General features: G+C 61.1%; 20 protein-coding genes. 16 read left to right on the forward strand and 4 right to left on the reverse strand.

Annotation, left to right across the window (positions count from 1 at the left end; genetic code table 11):
* Positions 1-4: 4 nt before the first annotated feature.
* Positions 5-904 (reverse strand): LysR substrate-binding domain-containing protein, encoded by a 900-nt coding sequence (locus ACSJLU_RS23570; RefSeq protein WP_025304598.1) that lies wholly within the window; start codon positions 902-904, stop codon positions 5-7.
* Positions 905-1,045: 141 nt separating this feature from the next.
* Between ACSJLU_RS23570 and ACSJLU_RS23575 the strand changes: the two genes are divergently transcribed.
* The 5 genes from ACSJLU_RS23575 to ACSJLU_RS23595 all read left to right on the forward strand — a co-directional run bounded on the left by ACSJLU_RS23575 (position 1,046) and on the right by ACSJLU_RS23595 (position 4,509).
* Positions 1,046-2,056, forward strand: coding sequence for an aldo/keto reductase (locus ACSJLU_RS23575; protein WP_025304599.1), 1,011 nt, complete (start codon positions 1,046-1,048; stop codon positions 2,054-2,056).
* Between the two features lie 53 nt (positions 2,057-2,109).
* On the forward strand, positions 2,110-2,907 hold the full coding sequence (locus ACSJLU_RS23580; RefSeq protein WP_043139048.1) for an SDR family NAD(P)-dependent oxidoreductase: 798 nt from the start codon (positions 2,110-2,112) through the stop codon (positions 2,905-2,907).
* Positions 2,908-2,943: 36 nt separating this feature from the next.
* Complete coding sequence (locus ACSJLU_RS23585) at positions 2,944-3,360, forward strand: SRPBCC family protein (protein ID WP_025304601.1); 417 nt, start codon at positions 2,944-2,946, stop codon at positions 3,358-3,360.
* A gap of 143 nt (positions 3,361-3,503) precedes the next feature.
* Positions 3,504-3,920 (forward strand): VOC family protein, encoded by a 417-nt coding sequence (locus tag ACSJLU_RS23590; RefSeq protein WP_038629998.1) that lies wholly within the window; start codon positions 3,504-3,506, stop codon positions 3,918-3,920.
* Positions 3,921-4,281: 361 nt separating this feature from the next.
* Positions 4,282-4,509: a hypothetical protein gene (locus ACSJLU_RS23595; RefSeq protein WP_197770977.1), complete on the forward strand. Its 228-nt coding sequence runs from the start codon at positions 4,282-4,284 to the stop codon at positions 4,507-4,509.
* A 17-nt stretch (positions 4,510-4,526) separates the two neighbouring features.
* Here ACSJLU_RS23595 and ACSJLU_RS23600 read toward each other — a convergent pair whose 3' ends face one another.
* On the reverse strand, positions 4,527-5,726 hold the full coding sequence (locus ACSJLU_RS23600; RefSeq protein ID WP_043139059.1) for an NAD(P)/FAD-dependent oxidoreductase: 1,200 nt from the start codon (positions 5,724-5,726) through the stop codon (positions 4,527-4,529).
* Positions 5,727-6,026: 300 nt separating this feature from the next.
* Between ACSJLU_RS23600 and pitA the strand changes: the two genes are divergently transcribed.
* Positions 6,027-7,529 (forward strand): inorganic phosphate transporter PitA, encoded by a 1,503-nt coding sequence (gene pitA / locus ACSJLU_RS23605; RefSeq protein WP_025304605.1) that lies wholly within the window; start codon positions 6,027-6,029, stop codon positions 7,527-7,529.
* A gap of 73 nt (positions 7,530-7,602) precedes the next feature.
* Here pitA and uspB read toward each other — a convergent pair whose 3' ends face one another.
* Positions 7,603-7,938 carry a universal stress protein UspB gene (uspB, locus tag ACSJLU_RS23610; RefSeq protein ID WP_016930435.1) on the reverse strand — a complete coding sequence of 112 codons (336 nt, stop codon included), beginning with the start codon at positions 7,936-7,938 and terminating at the stop codon, positions 7,603-7,605.
* Between the two features lie 434 nt (positions 7,939-8,372).
* Here uspB and ACSJLU_RS23615 point away from each other — a divergent pair, with 434 nt between their 5' ends.
* The 10 genes from ACSJLU_RS23615 to ACSJLU_RS23660 all read left to right on the forward strand — a co-directional run bounded on the left by ACSJLU_RS23615 (position 8,373) and on the right by ACSJLU_RS23660 (position 19,511).
* Complete coding sequence (locus ACSJLU_RS23615; RefSeq protein ID WP_103774473.1) at positions 8,373-9,146, forward strand: SDR family oxidoreductase; 774 nt, start codon at positions 8,373-8,375, stop codon at positions 9,144-9,146.
* Between the two features lie 103 nt (positions 9,147-9,249).
* Entirely contained in the window at positions 9,250-10,158 is a 909-nt protein-coding gene (locus tag ACSJLU_RS23620) for a LysR family transcriptional regulator (RefSeq protein ID WP_025304607.1), read from the forward strand.
* A 267-nt stretch (positions 10,159-10,425) separates the two neighbouring features.
* Entirely contained in the window at positions 10,426-10,863 is a 438-nt protein-coding gene (gene uspA, locus ACSJLU_RS23625) for a universal stress protein UspA (protein WP_004930988.1), read from the forward strand.
* Between the two features lie 199 nt (positions 10,864-11,062).
* Positions 11,063-12,406, forward strand: a complete 1,344-nt coding sequence (gdhA, locus tag ACSJLU_RS23630; RefSeq protein ID WP_021505207.1) for an NADP-specific glutamate dehydrogenase — start codon at positions 11,063-11,065, stop codon at positions 12,404-12,406.
* A gap of 329 nt (positions 12,407-12,735) precedes the next feature.
* On the forward strand, positions 12,736-13,722 hold the full coding sequence (locus tag ACSJLU_RS23635; RefSeq protein WP_025304608.1) for an autoinducer 2 ABC transporter substrate-binding protein: 987 nt from the start codon (positions 12,736-12,738) through the stop codon (positions 13,720-13,722).
* 105 nt (positions 13,723-13,827) lie between these two features.
* Positions 13,828-15,327: a sugar ABC transporter ATP-binding protein gene (locus ACSJLU_RS23640; protein WP_025304609.1), complete on the forward strand. Its 1,500-nt coding sequence runs from the start codon at positions 13,828-13,830 to the stop codon at positions 15,325-15,327.
* Complete coding sequence (locus ACSJLU_RS23645) at positions 15,320-16,309, forward strand: ABC transporter permease (RefSeq protein ID WP_015379367.1); 990 nt, start codon at positions 15,320-15,322, stop codon at positions 16,307-16,309. Before ACSJLU_RS23640 ends, ACSJLU_RS23645 begins: the two co-directional genes overlap by 8 nt.
* Position 16,310: 1 nt before the next feature.
* Positions 16,311-17,264, forward strand: a complete 954-nt coding sequence (locus ACSJLU_RS23650; protein ID WP_049294968.1) for an ABC transporter permease — start codon at positions 16,311-16,313, stop codon at positions 17,262-17,264.
* Between the two features lie 10 nt (positions 17,265-17,274).
* Positions 17,275-18,912, forward strand: coding sequence for an FGGY-family carbohydrate kinase (locus ACSJLU_RS23655; protein WP_025304611.1), 1,638 nt, complete (start codon positions 17,275-17,277; stop codon positions 18,910-18,912).
* Positions 18,912-19,511 (forward strand): KpsF/GutQ family sugar-phosphate isomerase, encoded by a 600-nt coding sequence (locus ACSJLU_RS23660; protein ID WP_049294970.1) that lies wholly within the window; start codon positions 18,912-18,914, stop codon positions 19,509-19,511. Before ACSJLU_RS23655 ends, ACSJLU_RS23660 begins: the two co-directional genes overlap by 1 nt.
* A gap of 28 nt (positions 19,512-19,539) precedes the next feature.
* On the opposite strand, the gene rsmJ is transcribed toward ACSJLU_RS23660, so the two are convergent.
* A complete protein-coding gene (gene rsmJ / locus ACSJLU_RS23665) occupies positions 19,540-20,286 on the reverse strand; it encodes a 16S rRNA (guanine(1516)-N(2))-methyltransferase RsmJ (RefSeq protein ID WP_049209145.1) in 747 nt (248 codons plus the stop codon).
* Positions 20,287-20,288 lie beyond the last annotated feature (2 nt).

The raw sequence follows: 20,288 nt of genomic DNA on the forward strand, positions 1-20,288 counted from the left end.
GCGATCAGTGGCAGGCCGGCCCGGCCGACATCACTTCGCGAAAATGGGTGACCAGCGGGCGCAGGTTGGCCTTGTGCCACACTGCCCACAGCTGCGTGGTGTATTGCATCCAGGGCAGCTCGCGCAGCACCACGCCCTGCGGCGCGTTATGCCGCAGGCTGTGCTGGATCAGCGTCATCCCCAACCCGGCGGCGACCAGCCCCAGCGCGGTCAGCGGCTCGCCCGCTTCCAGCCGAATATCCGGATCAAACCCGGCCTTCACGCAGGCCGCCACGAAGTCGTCGCGCGAATGGGCATCCTCTTTGTGGATCACCGAGATCCAGGCCTGATCGGTGAGATCCGCCGGCTGCAGCGTCTCCCTTTCAGCCAGCGGATGCGTCTGCGGCAGGGCCAGCAGCATGCGATCGTCCAACACCTGCGTATAGTCCAAATCCTGATCGTCGCGATCCGGCGCCGTATTGACCAGCGCCACGTCCAGGCTACGCTGCCGCAGCCCTTCGAGCTGCATGGAAGAAGGCTGGCTGTAAAGCACGATGTGCACATCCGGCCGGGACACCCGCAGCGCCCGCAATGCGTTCGACAAAACGCCGGAGTGCATCGCATTTTCGATATAGCCGATGCACAGCCCGCCGTCTTCCCCCCGTCCCAGGCGGCGCCCGAGCGACTCAAGCCGGTTGGCGTGCGTCAATAGCGCGCGGGTTTCGGCCAGAAACGTCTGGCCGTCGGCCGTCAGGCGGATGCGCTGCTGATTGCGCTCAAACAGCATCAACCCGAGGCGCTCCTCAAGCTGGGAAATCTGCCTGCTCAGCGGGGACTGGGAAATGTGCAGCCGTTCGGCGGCGCGGCCGACGTGCTCCTCTTCCGCCACCGCGACAAAGTATTTCAACTGACGTAAATCGATCATGTGAGACCTCAAAGGACTTAACTTAGACGAATTATGTCCTATCAAGTCACAACTTGCCACGTTATCTTTAGCCTCGTGACGGGGCAGACAGGTATGAGCCCCATAAGTTTCCCTGAAAAGATAACGTATTGAGGATCGACTATGAGCATCAAAAATATTTTACCCGGCAAGATCGGTTTGGGCGGCGCGCCGCTCGGCAATATGTTCCGCAACATCCCGCAAGAGGACGTGCAAGCCACCGTCAGCGGCGCCTGGGATCTGGGCATCCGCTACTTCGACACCGCACCGCTCTACGGTTCCGGCCTGTCGGAAATCCGCATGGGTGAAGTGCTGTCGCAATACCCACGCGACGAGTATGTGCTGAGCACCAAAGTGGGCCGCATCATGCTGGACGAAGAAGAAGACACCTCCGCCCGCGATCTGGGTGAGAAAGGCGGTTTGTTCGAACACGGTTTGAAGAACAAGATCGTCAACGACTACTCCGCCGACGCCACGCTGCGTTCCATTGAAGACAGCCTGAAGCGCCTGAAAACCGACCGTCTGGACATCGTCTGGATCCACGATCCGGCCCAGGACTTTTACGGCGACAACTGGATTGAGCAGTTCAACATCGCTCGCACCGGCGCTTTCCGCGCGCTGACCCGTCTGCGTGAAGAAGGGGTGATCAAGGCCTGGGGCCTCGGCGTCAACCGCGTCGAACCTTGTGAACTGGCGCTGGGCCTGAGCGAAACGCAGCCGGACGCTTTCCTGCTGGCCGGCCGTTACAGCCTGCTGGATCATGAACGCGCCCTGCAGCGTTTGATGCCGGAAGCCCTGGCGAGCAACGTCGACATCGTCGTCGGCGGCCCTTACAACTCCGGCGTGCTGGCCGGCGGCGAGCACTACGAATACCAGAAAGCGTCCCCGGCGGTGCTGGCAAAGGTAGCGCAAATCAAGGCGATCGCCGCTCGCTTCCAGGTCGACGTCAAAGCCGCCGCGCTGCAGTTCTCGCTGGCTAACCCGGCGGTCGCCGCCGTGATCCCCGGTTCGAGCCGCCCTGGCCGCATGGCCGAAGATCTGGCTGCGCTGGACGCCGTTATCCCGGCTGAATTCTGGGCCGAAATGCGCCGTCAGAAACTGGTGGCCGACAACGCGCCGCTGCCGATTCGTTAAGTTTTATGGGGCCGCATGGCCCCATTACCCCCATTAACTCGATGAGATACATGATGAAACTGGATCTATCAGGCAAAGTCGCCGTCGTCAGCGGCTCCACCTCCGGCATCGGCCTCGGCATCGCGCGTGGGCTCGCCAAAACGGGCGCCACCGTCGTGATCGTCGGCCGTCAGAAAACCGGGGTCGATAACGCTATCGCCGACATCAGCGCCAACGTGCCCGGCGCGCAGGTGCGCGGCGTGGTCGCGGATCTCGGGACGGAACAAGGGGCTGCTACCCTGTTCGCCGCGGAACCGAAAGCCGACGTGCTGATCAACAACCTGGGCATTTTCAACGATAAAGACTTCTTTACCGTGCCCGACAGCGAGTGGATGCACTTCTATAACGTCAACGTCCTCTCCGGCGTGCGTCTGGCGCGCCACTATGCGCAGAGCATGACCGAGCAGGGATGGGGACGCATTATTTTCGTGTCGTCCGAATCCGGCGTCGCCATCCCGGCGGACATGATCAACTACGGCGTCACCAAAAGCGCCAACCTGGCGGTGTCTCACGGCCTGGCGAAACGCCTCGCCGGCACCGGTGTGACGGTCAACGCCATTCTGCCGGGGCCAACCTTTACCGAAGGCCTGCAAGAAATGCTGGCGGATGCGGCGGCCAAATCCGGGCGCAGCGCACGCGATCAGGCCGACGAGTTCGTTAAAACCGAACGCCCAAGCTCCATTATTCAGCGCGCGGCGGACGTCGATGAAGTGGCCAACCTGGCCGTTTACCTCGCCTCTCCGCTGTCTTCGGCCACCACCGGCGCGGCGCTGCGCGTTGACGGTGGCGTCGTAGATACGCTGGCAATGTAACCCTGTACCCGAAACCGATATTAAGAGAGAAAGAAAATGGCTACTACATCCGTCTCTATGGACATCCCGGCATCTGCCGACACCGTATGGCAACTGATCGGCGGCTTCGACGCCTTGCCTGACTGGCTGCCGTTCATCCCGAAAAGCGTCGTTTCTGAAGGCGGCCGCGTGCGTACCTTAACCACCGCCGACGGCGGCACCGTCATCGAGCGGCTGGAAGCGTTCGACAACCGTCAACGCAGCTACAGCTACTCCATCATGCAAGCGCCGTTCCCGGTGGTGAATTACCTGTCCACCCTGTCAGTGCACGCCACCGACGACGCCAACGTGGCGCGCGTGGAATGGTCGGGCAGCTTCACGCCGGTCAACATCAGCGACGACGAGGCCATCGCCCTGTTCAGCGGCATCTACCAGGGCGGCCTGGATGCGCTGAGCGACAACTTCCCTCGTTAACGCTTGAACGCTTAAGCCCCACGGTCGATGGCTGCACCCATCGGCCGTTTTTTTTGGGTTTGGGCGCACGAACGGGCACGCCGCGAAGCAGGATAAATCCGTCATCGCCGCTTATGCTGTAAAGGAGATGCTCATTTGAGGAGATGACCGTGCGCCCCTTCAACTTGCAACGGCTGGATCATGTGGTTCTGCGCGTGCGCGATATGCAGAACAGCCTGCGTTTTTATACCCAGATCGTCGGCTGTGATATCGCCAAACAGCGGCCGGATTTGGGGCTGGTGCACCTGCGCGCCGGTGCCTCCATGATCGACCTGGTGGACGTCAACGGCGTGCTGGGGAAAAAAGGCGGCGAAGCGCCCGATCCTCATAGGCAAAATGTCGATCACGTCTGCCTGTGCATCGATCCGTTCAACGAAGAGGCGCTGTTGACCTATCTGCGATCGCAGGGGATCGGCGTTGATCCCGCCGAATCGCGCTATGGGGCGGAAGGCGACGGGCCGTCCATTTATTTCAGCGATCCGGACGGTAATCGCGTGGAATTGAAAGGGCCGGCGGGATGAGATTAACGTGCCATAGAAAATGGCAATGCTGATCAGTTAGCGTTTTTCTGCAGGCGTTCGTGACATTTTCGGTCGATAAAAGTGAGATGCCCCATGTGGCTCACGCACCTCGGCCCCTCCAATTGCCGTTCATATTGGCCACAGAGAAATGCGGGACATTTACGGCAATTCCCCTGCACAGAACGCCCAGAGGCTGGATAAAAAAATGCCACTCAGGCTTAAGTGAGCGGCATTGCATAGATAATGGAGCCTTATCGGCCCCATCTGTTTGAACGCCACGGGTAGGTGTTCCACGCACCAACAATAAGCTGCTAGCTTATGGTTCTATCAATGTCATTGGCTATGAGAGGCGCTGCCCCATATGAGAAAACCGATCGCCTCGGTGATTTTTGTCCTGGTATTCGCTGTCTTGCCGAACATCATTCCCTCTCGGCTGCTGCTGACACCGGACATGGCGTGGGAAATGGTTCACAAGTCTAATGAATGGGGTCTCGGCGATCCGCAAGCGCTTTCGACAACCTGCCTGCTAATGCTTTATGCCGCTGTCGCGGGGTTGTGTCTGCGTTTTATGCCAAAAAAATCGACCTAACCCGTCACTGCTGAACGTTAACGCCCCTGCGCTGCCAGTGCCTGGGCGCAGGCCCAGGCCGAGCTCCAGGCCCACTGGAAGTTGTAACCGCCCAACCACCCGGTCACGTCCACCACTTCGCCGATAAAGTAGAGCCCCGGCGCCTTGTGGGCTTCCATCGTCTTGGAAGAAAGTTCGTTGGTGTCGACGCCGCCGAGCGTCACTTCCGCCGTGCGGTAGCCTTCGGTGCCGTTCGGCTGCACGCGCCAGTTCTGCAACAGATCCACCAGCGCCGCCTGCTGCGGCGCATTCAGCTGCTTCAGCGTCGCCTCCGGCAATTGTCCCAGGGTCTGCAAGCACTCCACCAGCCGCTTCGGCAAGTGCAGCGCCAGGGTATTTTTCAGGCTTTGGTTCGGGTGCTGCAAGCGTTGTTCATCCAGGAAGCCCGCCAGATCCAGCTCAGGAAGTAAGTTAACGCTCACATACTCACCCGGTTGCCAGTAGCTGGACAGCTGCAGCACCGCCGGGCCGGACAGGCCGCGATGGGTAAACAGAATGCTTTCACGGAAGCTGACGCCGTTCTCGGCGGTGATCACCGCCGGCACCGAGACGCCGGACAGCGTCTGTACATGCTCCAACAGCGGTTTATGCAGGGTAAACGGCACCAGCCCGGCGCGCGTCGGCAGCACCTTAAGACCGAACTGCTCAGCCAGTTTGTAACCGAACGGCGACGCGCCCAACCCCGGCATGGATAATCCGCCGCTGGCCACCACAAGTGAGCGAGCGCTCACTTTTTCACCATTCAGCGCCAGCGCGTAGCCATTCTCGGTTTTCTCTACGTCCAGCACTTCGCTGCGCAGGCGCATCGTCACCTGGCCCAGCTCGCACTCTTTGACCAGCAGATCCACCACCTGCTGCGCCGAATCGTCGCAGAACAGCTGCCCCAGCGTTTTTTCATGGTAGGCGATGCCGTAACGGTTGATCAGATCGATGAAGTCCCACTGGGTGTAGCGCGCCAGCGCCGACTTGCAGAAGTGCGGGTTGTTCGACAGATAGGCCGCCGGTTCGGCGTACATGTTGGTGAAGTTGCAGCGCCCACCGCCGGACATCAGGATCTTGCGGCCCGGTTTTTTGCCGTTGTCGAGCAGCAATACGCGGCAACCGAGTTGCCCCGCCTGCGCGGCGCAAAACATGCCGGCGGCGCCCGCCCCAATCACTACGACATCAAACTGTTCCACCTGAGCCTCACTTATCAAAACCACAATCGCGACAAAAGAGCGCCATATTACGCCGTTTCGCCGCCGGTCACCGCCAAATTCACGGCGGCAGATTGTAAAGCCCCGGCGGCGCCAACGCCATAGTAAGAAAATATTACAGAGGTCAGAGCAGATTAACGCGTTGATATTCCATATTTTTGTTATAGGCGCGTCATCGTTTCGTCATGTCCAAATCAAAAAAACGTCATATTTTCCTTTTCCCCGGCACCGGTTGTCACTGATAATGCGCGGCGTTCATGTCCACAAACTGGCGTAACGCTTATGCTGCATTTGTTCGCTGGCCTGGATTTCCATACCGGCCTGATGTTAATTCTCGCATTGTTGTTCGTGTTGTTTTATGAAGCCATCAACGGTTTTCATGATACGGCCAATGCGGTCGCTACAGTTATTTATACCCGCGCCATGCGCTCGCAACTTGCGGTCGTGATGGCAGGTTTGTTCAACTTTCTTGGCGTAATGCTCGGCGGTTTGAGTGTTGCTTACGCCATCGTCCACTTGCTGCCTACCGATCTGTTGTTGAACGTCAGTTCAGCACACGGATTAGCCATGGTCTTCTCCATGCTGCTGGCGGCAATCATCTGGAACCTCGGCACCTGGTATTTCGGTCTGCCGGCCTCCAGTTCCCATACGCTGATAGGCGCAATCATCGGTGTCGGTTTAACCAACGCCCTGATGACCCACACCTCGGTCGTGGATGCGCTTAACGTCCCGAAAATGATTGGCATTTTCCTTTCTCTGCTGTTCTCGCCGCTGGTCGGCATGATGGTGGCGGGAGTGATGGTGTTCGCCTTGCGCCGCTATTGGAGTGGCACCAAGAAACGCCAGCGTATCCACATGACCCCTGCGGAACGTGAAAAGGTCGACGGCAAACGCAAGCCGCCGTTCTGGACCCGTATCGCGCTGATCCTGTCGGCGATTGGCGTCAGCTTCTCGCACGGCGCCAACGACGGCCAGAAAGGTATCGGCCTTATCATGCTGGTGCTGATCGGCGTTGCGCCGGCCGGCTTCGTGGTCAATATGAATGCAACCGGTTATGACATCACCCGTACGCGTGATGCCGTGACCCACCTGCAGCAATATTACCAGCAGCACGGCGACGCGCTGTCGCATGCGGTGTCGCTGACGCCGCTGGTGCCAAGCCCGGATGACGAAGCCGCGCCTGGCAAGCCTGCCGAGTTCCACTGCGACAGTTCGCGCGCCATGCCGGCGATCGAGCTGGCTCAGGGCATGCTGACCAACCTGCAAAGCTACGATCAGCTGACGGTTGACCAGCGCAGCCACCTGCGCCGCCTGCTGATGTGCGTGACCGACACGGCGGATAAAGTCGCCAAGCTGCCGGAAACCTCATCCGCCGACCAGCGTTTCCTGAAGAACCTGCGTCAGGATCTGCTGCAGACCGTCGAGTACGCGCCGATGTGGATCATCGTCGCCGTCGCGCTGGCGCTGTCGCTCGGCACCATGGTGGGCTGGAAACGCGTGGCCACCACCATCGGCGAGAAGATCGGCAAGAAAGGCATGACCTACGCCCAGGGCGTATCGGCCCAGATGACCGCAGCGCTGTCTATCGGCGTGGCGAGTTATACCGGCATGCCGGTCTCCACCACCCACGTCCTCTCTTCGGCGGTTGCCGGGACGATGATCGTGGACGGCGGCGGCGTGCAGAGCAAAACCGTGAAGAACATCCTGTTGGCCTGGGTACTGACCCTACCAATCTCGATCCTGCTTTCCGGTGCGCTGTATTGGGTTGCGTTGAAGCTGATCTAAGCGATAAGCATCATGAGGAAGGCGGCCACTGGGCCGCCTTTTTTTTGCCTGCATCAAGGGAAACAGAAAGGCATTAATACCAGATCATCAGCGCTATCAGGCTGATGACCACCAGGCCGCACAGGGCCGAGGTCAGCATAAACTGCCCGCGCACCCGCTCGCAGCGGCGGATAAACTCCGGATCGTGATGCTCGACATAGCGCTGCGCGAAGATATAGCGCACCAGCCTCAGCTGCTTGCTGGGTTGCCCGTGGGCGGTGAAGAAACCGCCGCCGTCGACGTACTGGTACAGCAACGGGTCACAGCCGCGCAATACCACCAGCAACGCGCGCAGAGAAGAGTAATACCGCACCATGTTTACCACACACACCACACATAAGGCCCAAAACAGCGCGACGGTACTGATCATGATTACCCCCTCAAGGCGTTGTTATCCGCGGCCTTCCGCCGGGTCCAACCGCCCTACCTCATTACCCGATACTCTGCTGGAGCTTACCGCTCTCATCCCCTTTTTTTGCCTGCACGGGCCATGCCCATAACCCACCGCCTCCGGAGACGTTACCGCACCGCACAGAGAGATTTGCACGGCGTGGTTCCACTCAGAGGGGAAATGATGAGGCCCATATCCATCATTGTAGGTTAATGAAACGCAAACTGGCCTGAGCAGTGGATAAAATTTACCGCCCTGTGCCGAAAAGTCACCTGCCGGGACGTTATAAGCGATAACCGCCCGTTTTCGATTAGGCGGTTTTTCTGGATAGTCTATCCCGCGCCGCGCCGCTGATCTTTCTTCCCACGCTGGCTAGACTCAGGTTTCCGTTACGTTCATCCAAGGAAACTGTTATGGCAAACCATTCAATCAAGGGAAAAACCGTCCTCATCGCCGGCGGCGCCAAGAACCTCGGCGGGCTGATCGCGCGCGATTTGGCTGAGCAAGGCGCCAAAGCGGTGGTGATCCACTACAACAGCGCCGCCTCCAAGGCCGAAGCGGATAAAACCGTCGCCGCCATTCAGGCCGCCGGTGCGCAAGGCGTCGCGCTGCAGGCCGATCTGACCACCGCGGGCGCGGTCGAGAAGCTGTTCGCCGATGCGGTCGCCGCCGTCGGCAAGCCGGATATCGCCATCAATACCGTCGGCAAAGTGCTGAAAAAGCCGATGGTCGACATCAGCGAAGCCGAGTACGACGAGATGACGGCGGTCAACGCCAAAACCGCGTTCTTCTTCCTGAAAGAAGCGGGCAAGCACCTTAACGACAACGGTAAAATCTGCACGCTGGTCACCTCGCTGCTCGGCGCCTTCACGCCGTTTTACGCCGCTTACGCCGGCACCAAAGCGCCGGTGGAGCACTTCACCCGCGCCGCCGCCAAGGAGTTCGGCGAGCGTGGCATCTCCGTGACGGCGGTCGGCCCCGGCCCGATGGACACCCCATTCTTCTACCCGGCTGAGGGTGCGGACGCCGTGGCCTACCACAAGACGGCGGCGGCGCTGTCGCCGTTCAGCAAAACCGGCCTGACCGATATCGAAGACGTGGTGCCGTTCATCCGCCATCTGGTCAGCGACGGCTGGTGGGTAACCGGCCAAACCATCCTGATCAACGGCGGCTACACCACCAAATAAGTTCGACGGGGGACGGAGATGCCCCCGCACCTGCTCGCGCGCAACCGCGTCATACGGCTACACTCTCTGTCAGAAACGGCGCCAAGGAACAGCAGGTCACGAGATGGACAGATTCAATCAATACCGCGTATTCGTACAGGTGGCAGAAATGGGCAGCTTTATCCGGGCGGCCCACGCGCTGGAGGTGCCGCGCGCCTCGGTGTCCGCCGCCGTGCAACAACTGGAAACGCAGCTGGGCGTGCGCCTGCTGCACCGCACCACGCGGCAAGTGCGGCTGACCGCCGACGGCGAACAGCTGCTCGAGCGGCTGCGCCCGCTGCTGGCCGAGGTGGAAGACATCGATCAGTCGTTTCAGGCCAGCCAACGGCAGGCCTCCGGGCGGCTCAGCGTCGACGTGCCGAGCCGCATCGCTCGCCGGTTGATCGCCCCGGCGCTGCCTAGCCTGTTGCGGCGCCACCCTCATCTGCAACTGGTGCTCGGCTCCGCCGATCGCGCCATCGATCTGGTGCAGGAAGGGGTCGACTGCGCGGTGCGCGTCGGCGATCTGCACGACAGCAGCCTGGTGATGCGCCCGCTCGGCCATATCGCGCTGATCAACTGCGCCAGCCCCGCCTACCTGAGCGAATTCGGCCATCCGCGCCAGCCCGCCGACCTCGCTGAGGGGCACTGGAGCATCGGTTACGCCTCGCCCAAAACCGGCCGCGAATCCCCCTGGGAATACCTGACCGACGACGGCCATACGCAACGCCTCGAACTGCCCAGCCGGGTGGTGGTCAACAACGCCGAAAGCTATATCGCCTGCTGCCGCGCCGGGCTGGGGCTGATGCAAATCCCGCGCTACGACGTGCAACACCTGCTCGACGCCGGTGAACTGGTGGAAGTCCTGCCCGGTTACCGCGCCGCCTCCATGCCGATCGCCCTGATCTACCCCCATCGCCGCCAGCGATCGCGCCGCCTGGCGGTGTTTCATGAGTGGTTTGAAAGCCTGCTGCAGCCGCATCTGGAGCGCTGATTGCACATTTAGCGCTATACTTTGTTTAATAACGCTTATAATTCAAGCGGTCAGACCGTTAAAGCCCGCATAACCCATAGGCTTTTACGCCGCGCGGGTGTACAACGAAAGGTATCGGGCGGAGAGATTTTCGATGCGGCGCAGTGTGATCGCCCCAACATATCATTGCGTTATCCGAATGATACTATGGAACCAAAAGCGCCAGGCGGGTAAACGGAACGCCTGCTAACCCTTTTTAATCGGCATGTTTATGGAAGGAGTATTCTTATGGCTTACAAACACATACTGATCGCGGTGGACCTATCCCCGGAAAGCAAGATCCTGGTAGAAAAAGCCGTCTCGATGGCGCGGCCGTACAACGCTAAAGTTTCTCTGATCCACGTCGATGTCAACTATTCCGACCTCTATACTGGCCTGATCGACGTCAATCTCGGCGACATGCAAAAACGCATCTCTGAGGAAACCCATCAGGCGCTGACCGAGCTGTCGCAGAACGCCGGCTACCCGATCACCGAGACCCTGAGCGGCAGCGGCGATCTGGCGCAGGTATTGGTCGATGCCATCAAGAAATACGACATGGACCTGGTACTGTGCGGCCACCATCAGGACTTCTGGAGCAAGCTGATGTCTTCCGCTCGCCAGCTGATCAATACCGTGCACATCGATATGCTGATCGTGCCGCTGCGCGACGAAGAAGACGAATAAAGTAAGCGCTTGCTAACTTAACTGCCCAACGCCCGCGCCCTGCGGGCGTTTTTCATGCCACCACGCCGATTAATCGCTTGATAATCAACCGCCCTCCGATGATATAGTCGCTAAAGACACAACATCCTCCCCCGGGCATCATCGACACCCAAATCTATAAGAAATAGCGGGGGAAATTTAATGCGAAAAGGAGTTATCCATGGAATATGCCGTATCGGTAGAGTCTTTCCTGTCCTCGTTACAACGCCATAACCCCCACCAGCCGGAATATCTGCAGGCGGTGCGCGAAGTGTTCACCTCGCTGTGGCCGTTTATCGAGCGCAACCCGCGCTATCGCGAACAGGCGCTGCTGGAACGCCTGGTGGAGCCCGAGCGCATCATTCAGTTCCGCGTCAGCTGGGTGGACGATCGCGGCCAGGTGCAGGTCAACCGCGCCTTCCGCGTCCAGTTCAACTCGGCCATCGGCCCCTACAAGGGCGGCATGCGCTTCCACCCGTCGGTAAACCTGTCGATCCTGAAGTTCCTCGGCTTTGAGCAGACCTTCAAGAATGCGCTGACTACCCTGCCGATGGGCGGCGGCAAAGGCGGCTCCGATTTCGATCCGAAGGGCAAAAGCCAGGGCGAGATCATGCGTTTCTGCCAGGCGTTGATGACCGAGCTGTACCGCCATCTGGGGCCGGACACCGACGTGCCGGCCGGCGACATCGGCGTCGGCGGCCGTGAAGTCGGCTTTATGGCCGGCATGATGAAGAAACTGTCCAACAACACCGCCTGCGTGTTTACCGGCAAAGGGCTCTCCTTCGGCGGCAGCCTGATCCGCCCCGAGGCGACCGGCTACGGCCTGGTGTACTTTACCGACGCCATGCTGCAGCGCCACGGCCTGGGCTTTGAGGGGATGCGGGTGGCGGTGTCCGGTTCCGGCAACGTGGCGCAGTACACCATCGAGAAAGCGCTGGAGCTGGACGCGCGCGTGATCACCGTGTCGGATTCCGGCGGCACCCTGGTGGACGAAGACGGCTTCACCACCGAGAAGCTGGCGCACCTGGCGGAGATCAAAAACCAGCGTTACGGCCGGGTGGCGGACTACGCCCGCGAACGCGGCCTGACCTACCTGGCGGGCCAGCAGCCGTGGAACGTGCCGGTGGATATCGCCCTGCCGTGCGCCACCCAGAACGAACTGGATCTCGAGGCGGCGCAGACGCTGATCCGCAACGGGGTGAAAGCGGTGGCGGAAGGCGCCAACATGCCGACCACCATCCAGGCCACCGACGCCTTCCTCGACGCCGGGGTGCTGTTCGCGCCCGGCAAGGCGGCCAACGCCGGCGGCGTGGCCACCTCGGGGCTGGAGATGGCGCAAAACGCCGCGCGCATCGGCTGGCGGGCGGAAAAAGTGGATGTACGTTTACAACATATCATGGCGGATATTCACCATGCCTGCGTGGAATACGGCGGTGAGGGCAAGCAAACCCACTATGTACACGGCGCGAATATCGCCGGTTTCGTCAAGGTCGCGGAGGCGATGCTGGCCCAAGGCGTGCTGTAATCCGTCGTAAAGGTGATCTTGTTCACACATCGATTAAATGCTTCAATGCCGGCCTCTGCGCCGGCATTTTTTTATGCCTTCACGCCATCAGAATGATGCAATCTAGTTAAATAAAAGTTAATAAATAGTTAATTAATGCCATTTAATTGGTAGTAAATTTACCACCACCAGATAATTAAACATTTATTTAACACTAAATACGCCAATATTTTACTTAAATGTGCGCAGATCACATTTCATTAACTTCAGCTACGCCCCCTCTTCCATTCCTTTGTAATCTGCAGCGGTGGAAAAACCGCCACCCCTACAGATAAAAAAAGGTACAGCTAATGAAATTTAACCTCGCATTATTAAATGCATGTGTGGTTTCTGCGTGCATGTTATCGACAACACCTGTGTTCGCCGCTGATAAGTATGAGATTGCCGTGGTCGCCAAAGTGACCGGCATCCCGTGGTTCAACCGCATGGAGGTGGGCGTCAACGAAGCGGCGAAAAAACTCGACGTCAACGCCTACCAGACCGGCCCTTCTACGCCGGATCCGGCCGCGCAGGTCAAGGTGATTGAGGATCTGATCGCCAAGAACGTCAACGCCATCATCGTGGTGCCGAACGACGCCAAGGTGCTGGAGCCGGTGCTGAAAAAAGCGCGCGACAAAGGCATCGTGGTGCTGACCCATGAATCCCCGGACCAGCAGATCGGCCAGTGGGACATCGAGACCATCGACAGCGAGAAATACGCGCAGGCCAACGTCGATGAGCTGGCGAAAGACATGGGCGGCAAAGGCGGCTACGCGATCTACGTCGGTTCGCTGACCGTGCCGCTGCACAACGCCTGGGCCGACTTCGCCATCAAATACCAGAAAGAAAAATACCCGGACATGTTTGAAGTCACCTCGCGCTTGCCGGTGGCGGAAAGCATCGACAAATCCTACGCCACCACGCTGGATCTGATGAAAACCTATCCGCAGATGAAGGGCATCATCGGCTTCGGTTCGCTCGGCCCGATCGGCGCCGGCCAGGCGGTGGCCAAGAAACGCGCCAAGGACAAAATCGCAGTGGTGGGCATCGCCATGCCGGCGCAGGCCGCCCCTTACCTGATGCGTGGCGACATCAAGAAAGCGCTGCTGTGGGATCCGAAAGACGCCGGTTATGCGCTGGTGACGGTGGCCGACCAGCTGTTGCAGGGCAAGGAAGTGAATAAGGACCTGTCGATTGAGGGCCTCGGTAAGGCCGACGTCGATATGGAACACAAAGTGATTCGGTTTAATAAGATTTTGGAAGTGACCAAAGACAACGCCAAATCGCTCGGATTCTGATTTTTCGCGTAATTTCGCCACACCGGGAAAGAAGTTAAACCCTCGTAGGGGCGCAGCGTTGCTGCGCCCAGGGCTTCGGCCGCTACGCAAGCACAGGTTAACGTTATGACAGCCTCCCCCGCATTTATCACCCTGGAGAATATCAGCAAGCGATTCCCAGGCGTGCTGGCATTAGACCAGATCAACCTGACGCTGAATAAAGGCGAAGTGCACTGCCTGGCCGGGCAAAACGGCTGCGGCAAAAGCACCATTATTAAAATCATCTCCGGCGTCTATCAGCCGGAAAAAGGCGCCAACATTTCGCTGGAAGGCAAACTCTTCCACGCCCTGACGCCGCAGCTGTCCGGTTATTACGGCATACAGGTGATCTACCAGGACCTGTCGCTGTTCCCTAACCTGACGGTGGCGGAAAACATCGCTATCCACCGTTACCTGCCCGGCGGCCACTTCTGGGTGCGCAAGCGGGTGATGCGCCAGACGGCGCTGGACGCCATGGCACGGGTCGGCGTACACATCGATCCCGATAAAAAGGTGGAAAAATTGTCGATCGCCGATCGGCAGCTGGTGGCGATTTGCCGCGCCATCGCCGCCGAAGCGCGGTTGGTTATCATGGACGAACCGACCGCCTCGCTGACCCGCCAGGAAGTCGACGGCCTGCTGCGGGTGGTTAACGAACTGAAGGCGGCCGGCATCTGCGTGGTGTTCGTCAGCCACAGATTGGATGAAGTGATGGAAGTCGCCGATCGCATCAGCGTAATGCGCGACGGCAAGCTGGTGGGCACCTGGCCGGCCAGCGAACTGGACAGCCATGAACTGGCGTTCCTGATGACCGGCCAACGCTTCCATTACAGCCCGCTGCCCCCGCTGCCGCCGGCTGAACAAGCGCCGCTGCTCGAGGTGCGCAACCTCAGCCGCGGCGAAAAATACCGCAACGTCAATCTGGCGCTGCGCGGCGGCGAGATCGTCTCGATCGTCGGCCTGCTCGGCGCCGGCCGCACCGAACTGTGCCTCAGCCTGTTCGGCATGACGCGGCCGGACAGCGGCGAGATCCGCATCGAGGGCCGCACGGTGCAGCTGCACAACAACCGCGAAGCGGTGCGCCACGGCATCGGCTATGTGTCGGAAGATCGCCTGACGCAGGGGTTGATCATGGAGCAATCGATCTACGACAACACCATCGTCACCGTCTTCGATCGGCTGCATACCTCGCTCGGGCTGCTGGATCACGCCAAGGCGACCGAGCTGGTCAACCGGCTGATCCGCGATCTGAACATCAAGGTGTCCGACAGCGCATTGCCGGTGAAAACCCTGTCCGGCGGCAACGCCCAGCGCATCGCCATCGCCAAGTGGGTGGCGACCCAGCCGAAGATCCTGATCCTCGACTCGCCCACCGTCGGCGTGGACATCGCCAACAAAGAGGGGATCTACCAGATCGCCCGCGATCTGGCGCAGCTGGGCATGGCGGTGCTGATGATCTGCGACGAGATCCCAGAAGCCTATTACAACAGCCATCGGGTGATGGTGATGCGCAAAGGCGAACTGATCGCCGAATTCGCGCCGCACCAGAGTACCGAACAACAGATCGCCGAGGTGGTGAATGGATAAGTCATTATTGGCCCGCCTGGCCGGGCGGCACGAGTTTTATCTCGGCCTGTTGGTGCTGCTGCTGGCGATCGGCCTGAGCGCCGGCACCGATGAGTTTCTGACGCTCGGCAACCTGACCGACGTCGCCACCAGCTACGCCATTCTCGGCATTCTGGCCTGCGGCCTGTTCGTGGTGCTGATCGCCGGCGGCATCGACATTTCGTTCCCGGCGGTCACCGCCATCGCCCAATACGTGATGGCCAGCTGGGTGATCCAGCACGGCGGCAGCTTCCCGCTGGCGTTCGCCCTGGCGATTGGCGTCGGCCTGCTGCTCGGGCTGGTGAACGGTTTCCTGGTGTACTGGCTGAAGGTGCCGGCGATCATCATCACCATCGCCACCCTCAACCTGTTCTACGGCCTGCTGGTGTACGCCACCAACGGCACCTGGCTGTACGGCTTCCCGGACTGGTTCATGAACGGCATCAACTGGTTCTCGTTCCAGGGCGCCGACGGTTACGACTACGGCCTGACGCTGCCGCTGCTGTGCCTGCTGGCGACCATCGTCGTCACCGGCGTGCTGATGAACCGCACCCGGCTGGGGCGCCAGATCTACGCCATGGGCGGCAACCGCGACGCGGCGTCGCGCCTGGGGTTGAACCTGCTGCGGCTGCACTTCTGCGTCTACGGCTATATGGGCATTCTGGCCGGCGTCGCGGCGGTAGTGCAGGCGCAGATCACCCAGTCGGTGGCGCCCAACTCGCTGCTCGGCTTCGAGCTGACGGTATTGGCGGCGGTGGTGCTGGGCGGCACCAGCATGAGCGGCGGCCGCGGATCGTTGACCGGCACCCTGCTCGGCGTGGTGCTGCTGGCCTTCCTGCAAAACGGGCTGACGCTGCTCAGCGTCTCGGCCTATTGGCACCAGGTGTTCAGCGGCGCGATCATTTTGATCAGCATCAGCACCACCGCCTGGAACGAAAAACGCAAGCTGCTCAAGGAGATCTGACATGACGCAGTTAACTCGGTTGATCCCAAGCGATCGGATCATTCGTCTGCAGGGCGCGATCATCATCGCGGTGGCGCTGCTGTTCGCCGGTCTGCTCGGATCGCGCTTCTTCAGCCTTGGCAACTTCCAGTCGATCGCCTCGCAGCTGCCGATCCTCGGCCTGCTGGCGCTCGGCATGGGCATCACCATGCTGACCGGCGGCATCAATCTGTCGATCATCGCCGGCGCCAACGCCTGTTCACTGGTGATGGCGGCGATCATCGTCAGCCATCCCGACCAGCCGCTGTTCCTGGCACTGGCGCTGTTGGCCGGCCTGCTGGTGGCGGTGGCAATCGGCGCACTGAACGGGGTGCTGGTGGCCTGGATCGGCGTCTCGCCCATCCTCGCCTCGCTCGGCACCATGACCCTGATCACCGGCCTGAATATCCTGCTGTCCAACGGCGCGGTGATCTCCGGCTTCCCGGCGGCGATTCAATTTCTTGGCAATGGCGCCGTACTCGGCGTGCCGGTGGCGCTGATCCTGTTCCTGCTGGTAGCGGTCGGGCTGTGGCTGCTGCTGGAGCACACCACGCTGGGCCGCAGCCTGTACCTGATCGGCTCCAACGAGCAGGCCACCCGCTTCAGCGGCGTGAACACCGCGCGGGTGCAGATCGCGGTGTATATCCTGTCGGCGCTGCTCGGCTGGGGCGCCGCGCTGCTGATGATGGCCAAGTTCAACTCGGCCAAGGCCGGCTACGGCGAATCTTATCTGCTGGTGACCATTCTGGCCTCGGTGCTGGGCGGCATTAACCCGGACGGCGGTTTCGGCCGTATTCTGGGGCTGGTGCTGGCGCTGATCGTGCTGCAAATGTTGGAAAGCGGCCTCAATCTGCTGGGGGTCAGCAGCTACCTGACCATGGCCCTGTGGGGCGGCGTGCTGATCCTGTTTATCGCGTTACAGAATCGAAAAGCCTGAGGAGAAAATAATGGCAAGCTATTTTATTGGCGTAGATGTGGGCACCGGAAGCGCGCGCGCAGGCGTATTCGATCTCAACGGCCGCATGGTCGGCCAGGCCAGCCGGGCCATCGATCTGTACCGGCCGAAGGCGGATTTCGTCGAGCAGTCGTCGGATAACATCTGGCAGGCGGTGTGCAATGCGGTGCGCGACGCGGTCAACCAGGCCGACATCAACCCGATCCAGGTCAAGGGGTTGGGCTTCGACGCCACCTGTTCGCTGGTGGTGCTGGATAAAGAGGGCAAGCCGCTGACCGTCAGCCCCTCCGGCCGTACCGAACAGAACATCATCGTGTGGATGGATCACCGGGCGATCGCCCAGGCCGAGCGCATCAACGCCACCAAACACCGGGTGCTGGACTTCGTCGGCGGCATTATCTCGCCGGAGATGCAGACGCCGAAACTGCTGTGGCTGAAACAGCACATGCCCACCACCTGGGCCAACGCCGGCTACCTGTTCGATCTGCCGGACTTCCTCACCTGGCGCGCCACCCAGGACGCCACCCGTTCGCTGTGCTCGACGGTGTGCAAGTGGACCTATCTCGGCCACGAGCAGCGTTGGGACAAGAGCTACTTCCAGCAGATCGGGCTGGAAGACGTGCTGGAACACGACGCGGCCAAGATCGGCAGCGACGTTAAAATGATGGGCGAGCCGCTGGGCCACGGCCTGACTCAGCGCGCCGCCAGCGAGATGGGGCTTATCGCCGGCACGGCGGTGAGCGTATCGATAATCGATGCCCACGCCGGCACCCTCGGCACGCTGGGCGCCACCGGCGTCTCCGGTGAGGTGGCCGACTTCAACCGCCGCGTCGCGCTGATCGGCGGCACCTCCACCGGTCATATGGCGATGTCGCGCACCGCGCGCTTTATCGGCGGCGTCTGGGGGCCGTATTACTCGGCGATCCTGCCGGAATACTGGCTGAACGAGGGCGGCCAGTCTGCCACCGGCGCGCTGATCGACCACGTCATCCAGTCGCACCCGTGCTACCCGGAGCTGCTGGCGCAGGCGAAAACCCAGGGGCAGACCATCTATGAGGTGCTGAACGCCATTCTGCGCCGCATGGCCGGCGAGCCGGAGAATATCGCCTTCCTGACGCAGGACATTCACATGCTGCCGTACTTCCACGGCAACCGCTCGCCGCGCGCCAACCCGACGCTGACCGGCATCCTGACCGGGCTGAAGCTGTCGCGCACGCCGGAGGATATGGCGCTGCACTACCTGGCCACCATTCAGGCCATCGCGCTCGGCACCCGCCACATCATCGAAACCATGAACCACAGCGGCTACAGCATCGACACCATCATGGCCAGCGGCGGCGGCACCAAGAACCCGATCTTCGTGCAGGAGCACGCCAACGCCACCGGCTGCGCCATGCTGCTGCCGGAGGAAAGCGAAGCGATGCTGCTCGGCGGTGCGATGATGGGCACCGTGGCGGCGGGCGTGTTCGACACCTTGCCGGAGGCGATGAGCGCCATGAGCCGCATCGGCAAGACGGTGACGCCGCAGACCAACCAGATAAAAAGCTACTACGACCGCAAATACCGGGTGTTCCATGAGCTGTACAACGACCACATGAAATACCGCCAGCTGATGCAGGAGGAGGCGTGATGCAGCAGGAATGGCGGCAGGCCGTGCAGGGTTGGCAAACCTACAGCCAGGAGCTGGCGCAGCTGGGCGAGCGTCTCGACGCGCGCACCTGGCAACGGCTGCTGGCGCTGCTGACCGACTGCCGCGGTAAAATCGCCGTCACCGGCGTCGGCACCTCGGGGATTGCGGCGCGCAAGATAGCCCACATGCTGGCCTGCGTGGAACGGCCGGCGGTCTACCTCGACGCCACCGGCGCGGCGCACGGCGATCTGGGTTTTCTGCGCGCCGACGATCTGCTGATCCTGATCTCGCGCGGCGGCAATTCCGACGAGCTGACCCGCCTGCTGCCGACGCTGCAGGCCAAGGGGGTGACGCTGATCGCGGTGACGGAAAACCCGCACTCCGCCATCGCGCAGGCGGCGCAGCTAACGATCGCCACCGGGGTGCAAAAGGAGATAGATCCGCTGAACATGCTGGCCACCACCTCAATTGTGCTGGTGCTGGCGATCTTCGACGCCGCCTGCGCCTGCCTGATGGCGCGCAGCGGTTACGACAAGGAGACCCTGCTGGCGGTGCATCCGGGCGGCGGCGTGGGGAAAAGTTTGCGGGAGGAAAACTGAGGGCCCGACACGGCGGGCCCGGCTGACATTACAGCGGCATGTAGATATCGAAACGGTGGCTTTTGGTCAGCGTGGCGGCGTGCGCCGGCACGTCGGCCAGCGGCGGCGCGTAGTCCGGGCGTTTCACCACCACGCGCTTGGTCGCCAGGCGGCGCGCCGGCTCCAGCAGGCCGTCGGCGTCATCGTCGCTGCCCACCAGCGATTGAAACACCCGCATCTCTTTCTTCACCAGCGCGCTTTTTTGCTTGTGCGGGAACATCGGATCGAGATACACCACCTCGGGGCGCGGGCTGAGATCCGCCAGCGCCGTCAGGCTGGAGGCGTGCAACAGCGTCAGGCGCTCGCGCAGCCACGGGCCGATTTCCGCATCCTGATAGCCGCGCTGCAGTCCGTCGTCCAGCAACGCCGCCACCACCGGATTGCGCTCCAGCATCCGCACCCGGCAGCCCAGCGCCGCCAGCACGAAGGCGTCGCGCCCCAGCCCGGCAGTAGCGTCCACCACGTCCGGCAGGTAGCTGCCCTTGATGCCGACCGCCTTGGCCACCGCCTCGCCGCGGCCGCCGCCGAAACGGCGCCGGTGCGCCATGGTGCCGGTGACGAAGTCGACATAGATCCCGCCGAGCTTCGGCTCGTCGCGCTTACGCAGCTCCAGCCGTTCCGGCGTCAGTACCAGCGCCATCGGCGCATCGTCATCGGACACCAGCTGCCAGCGCTGCGCCAAAACAGACAAGGCGCCGGGATCGGCGCCTGCTTCACACAATAAACACACGCTCACGT

Source organism: Serratia bockelmannii (assembly GCF_051803255.1).
In the GTDB taxonomy this organism is placed as follows: Bacteria; Pseudomonadota; Gammaproteobacteria; order Enterobacterales; family Enterobacteriaceae; genus Serratia; species Serratia bockelmannii.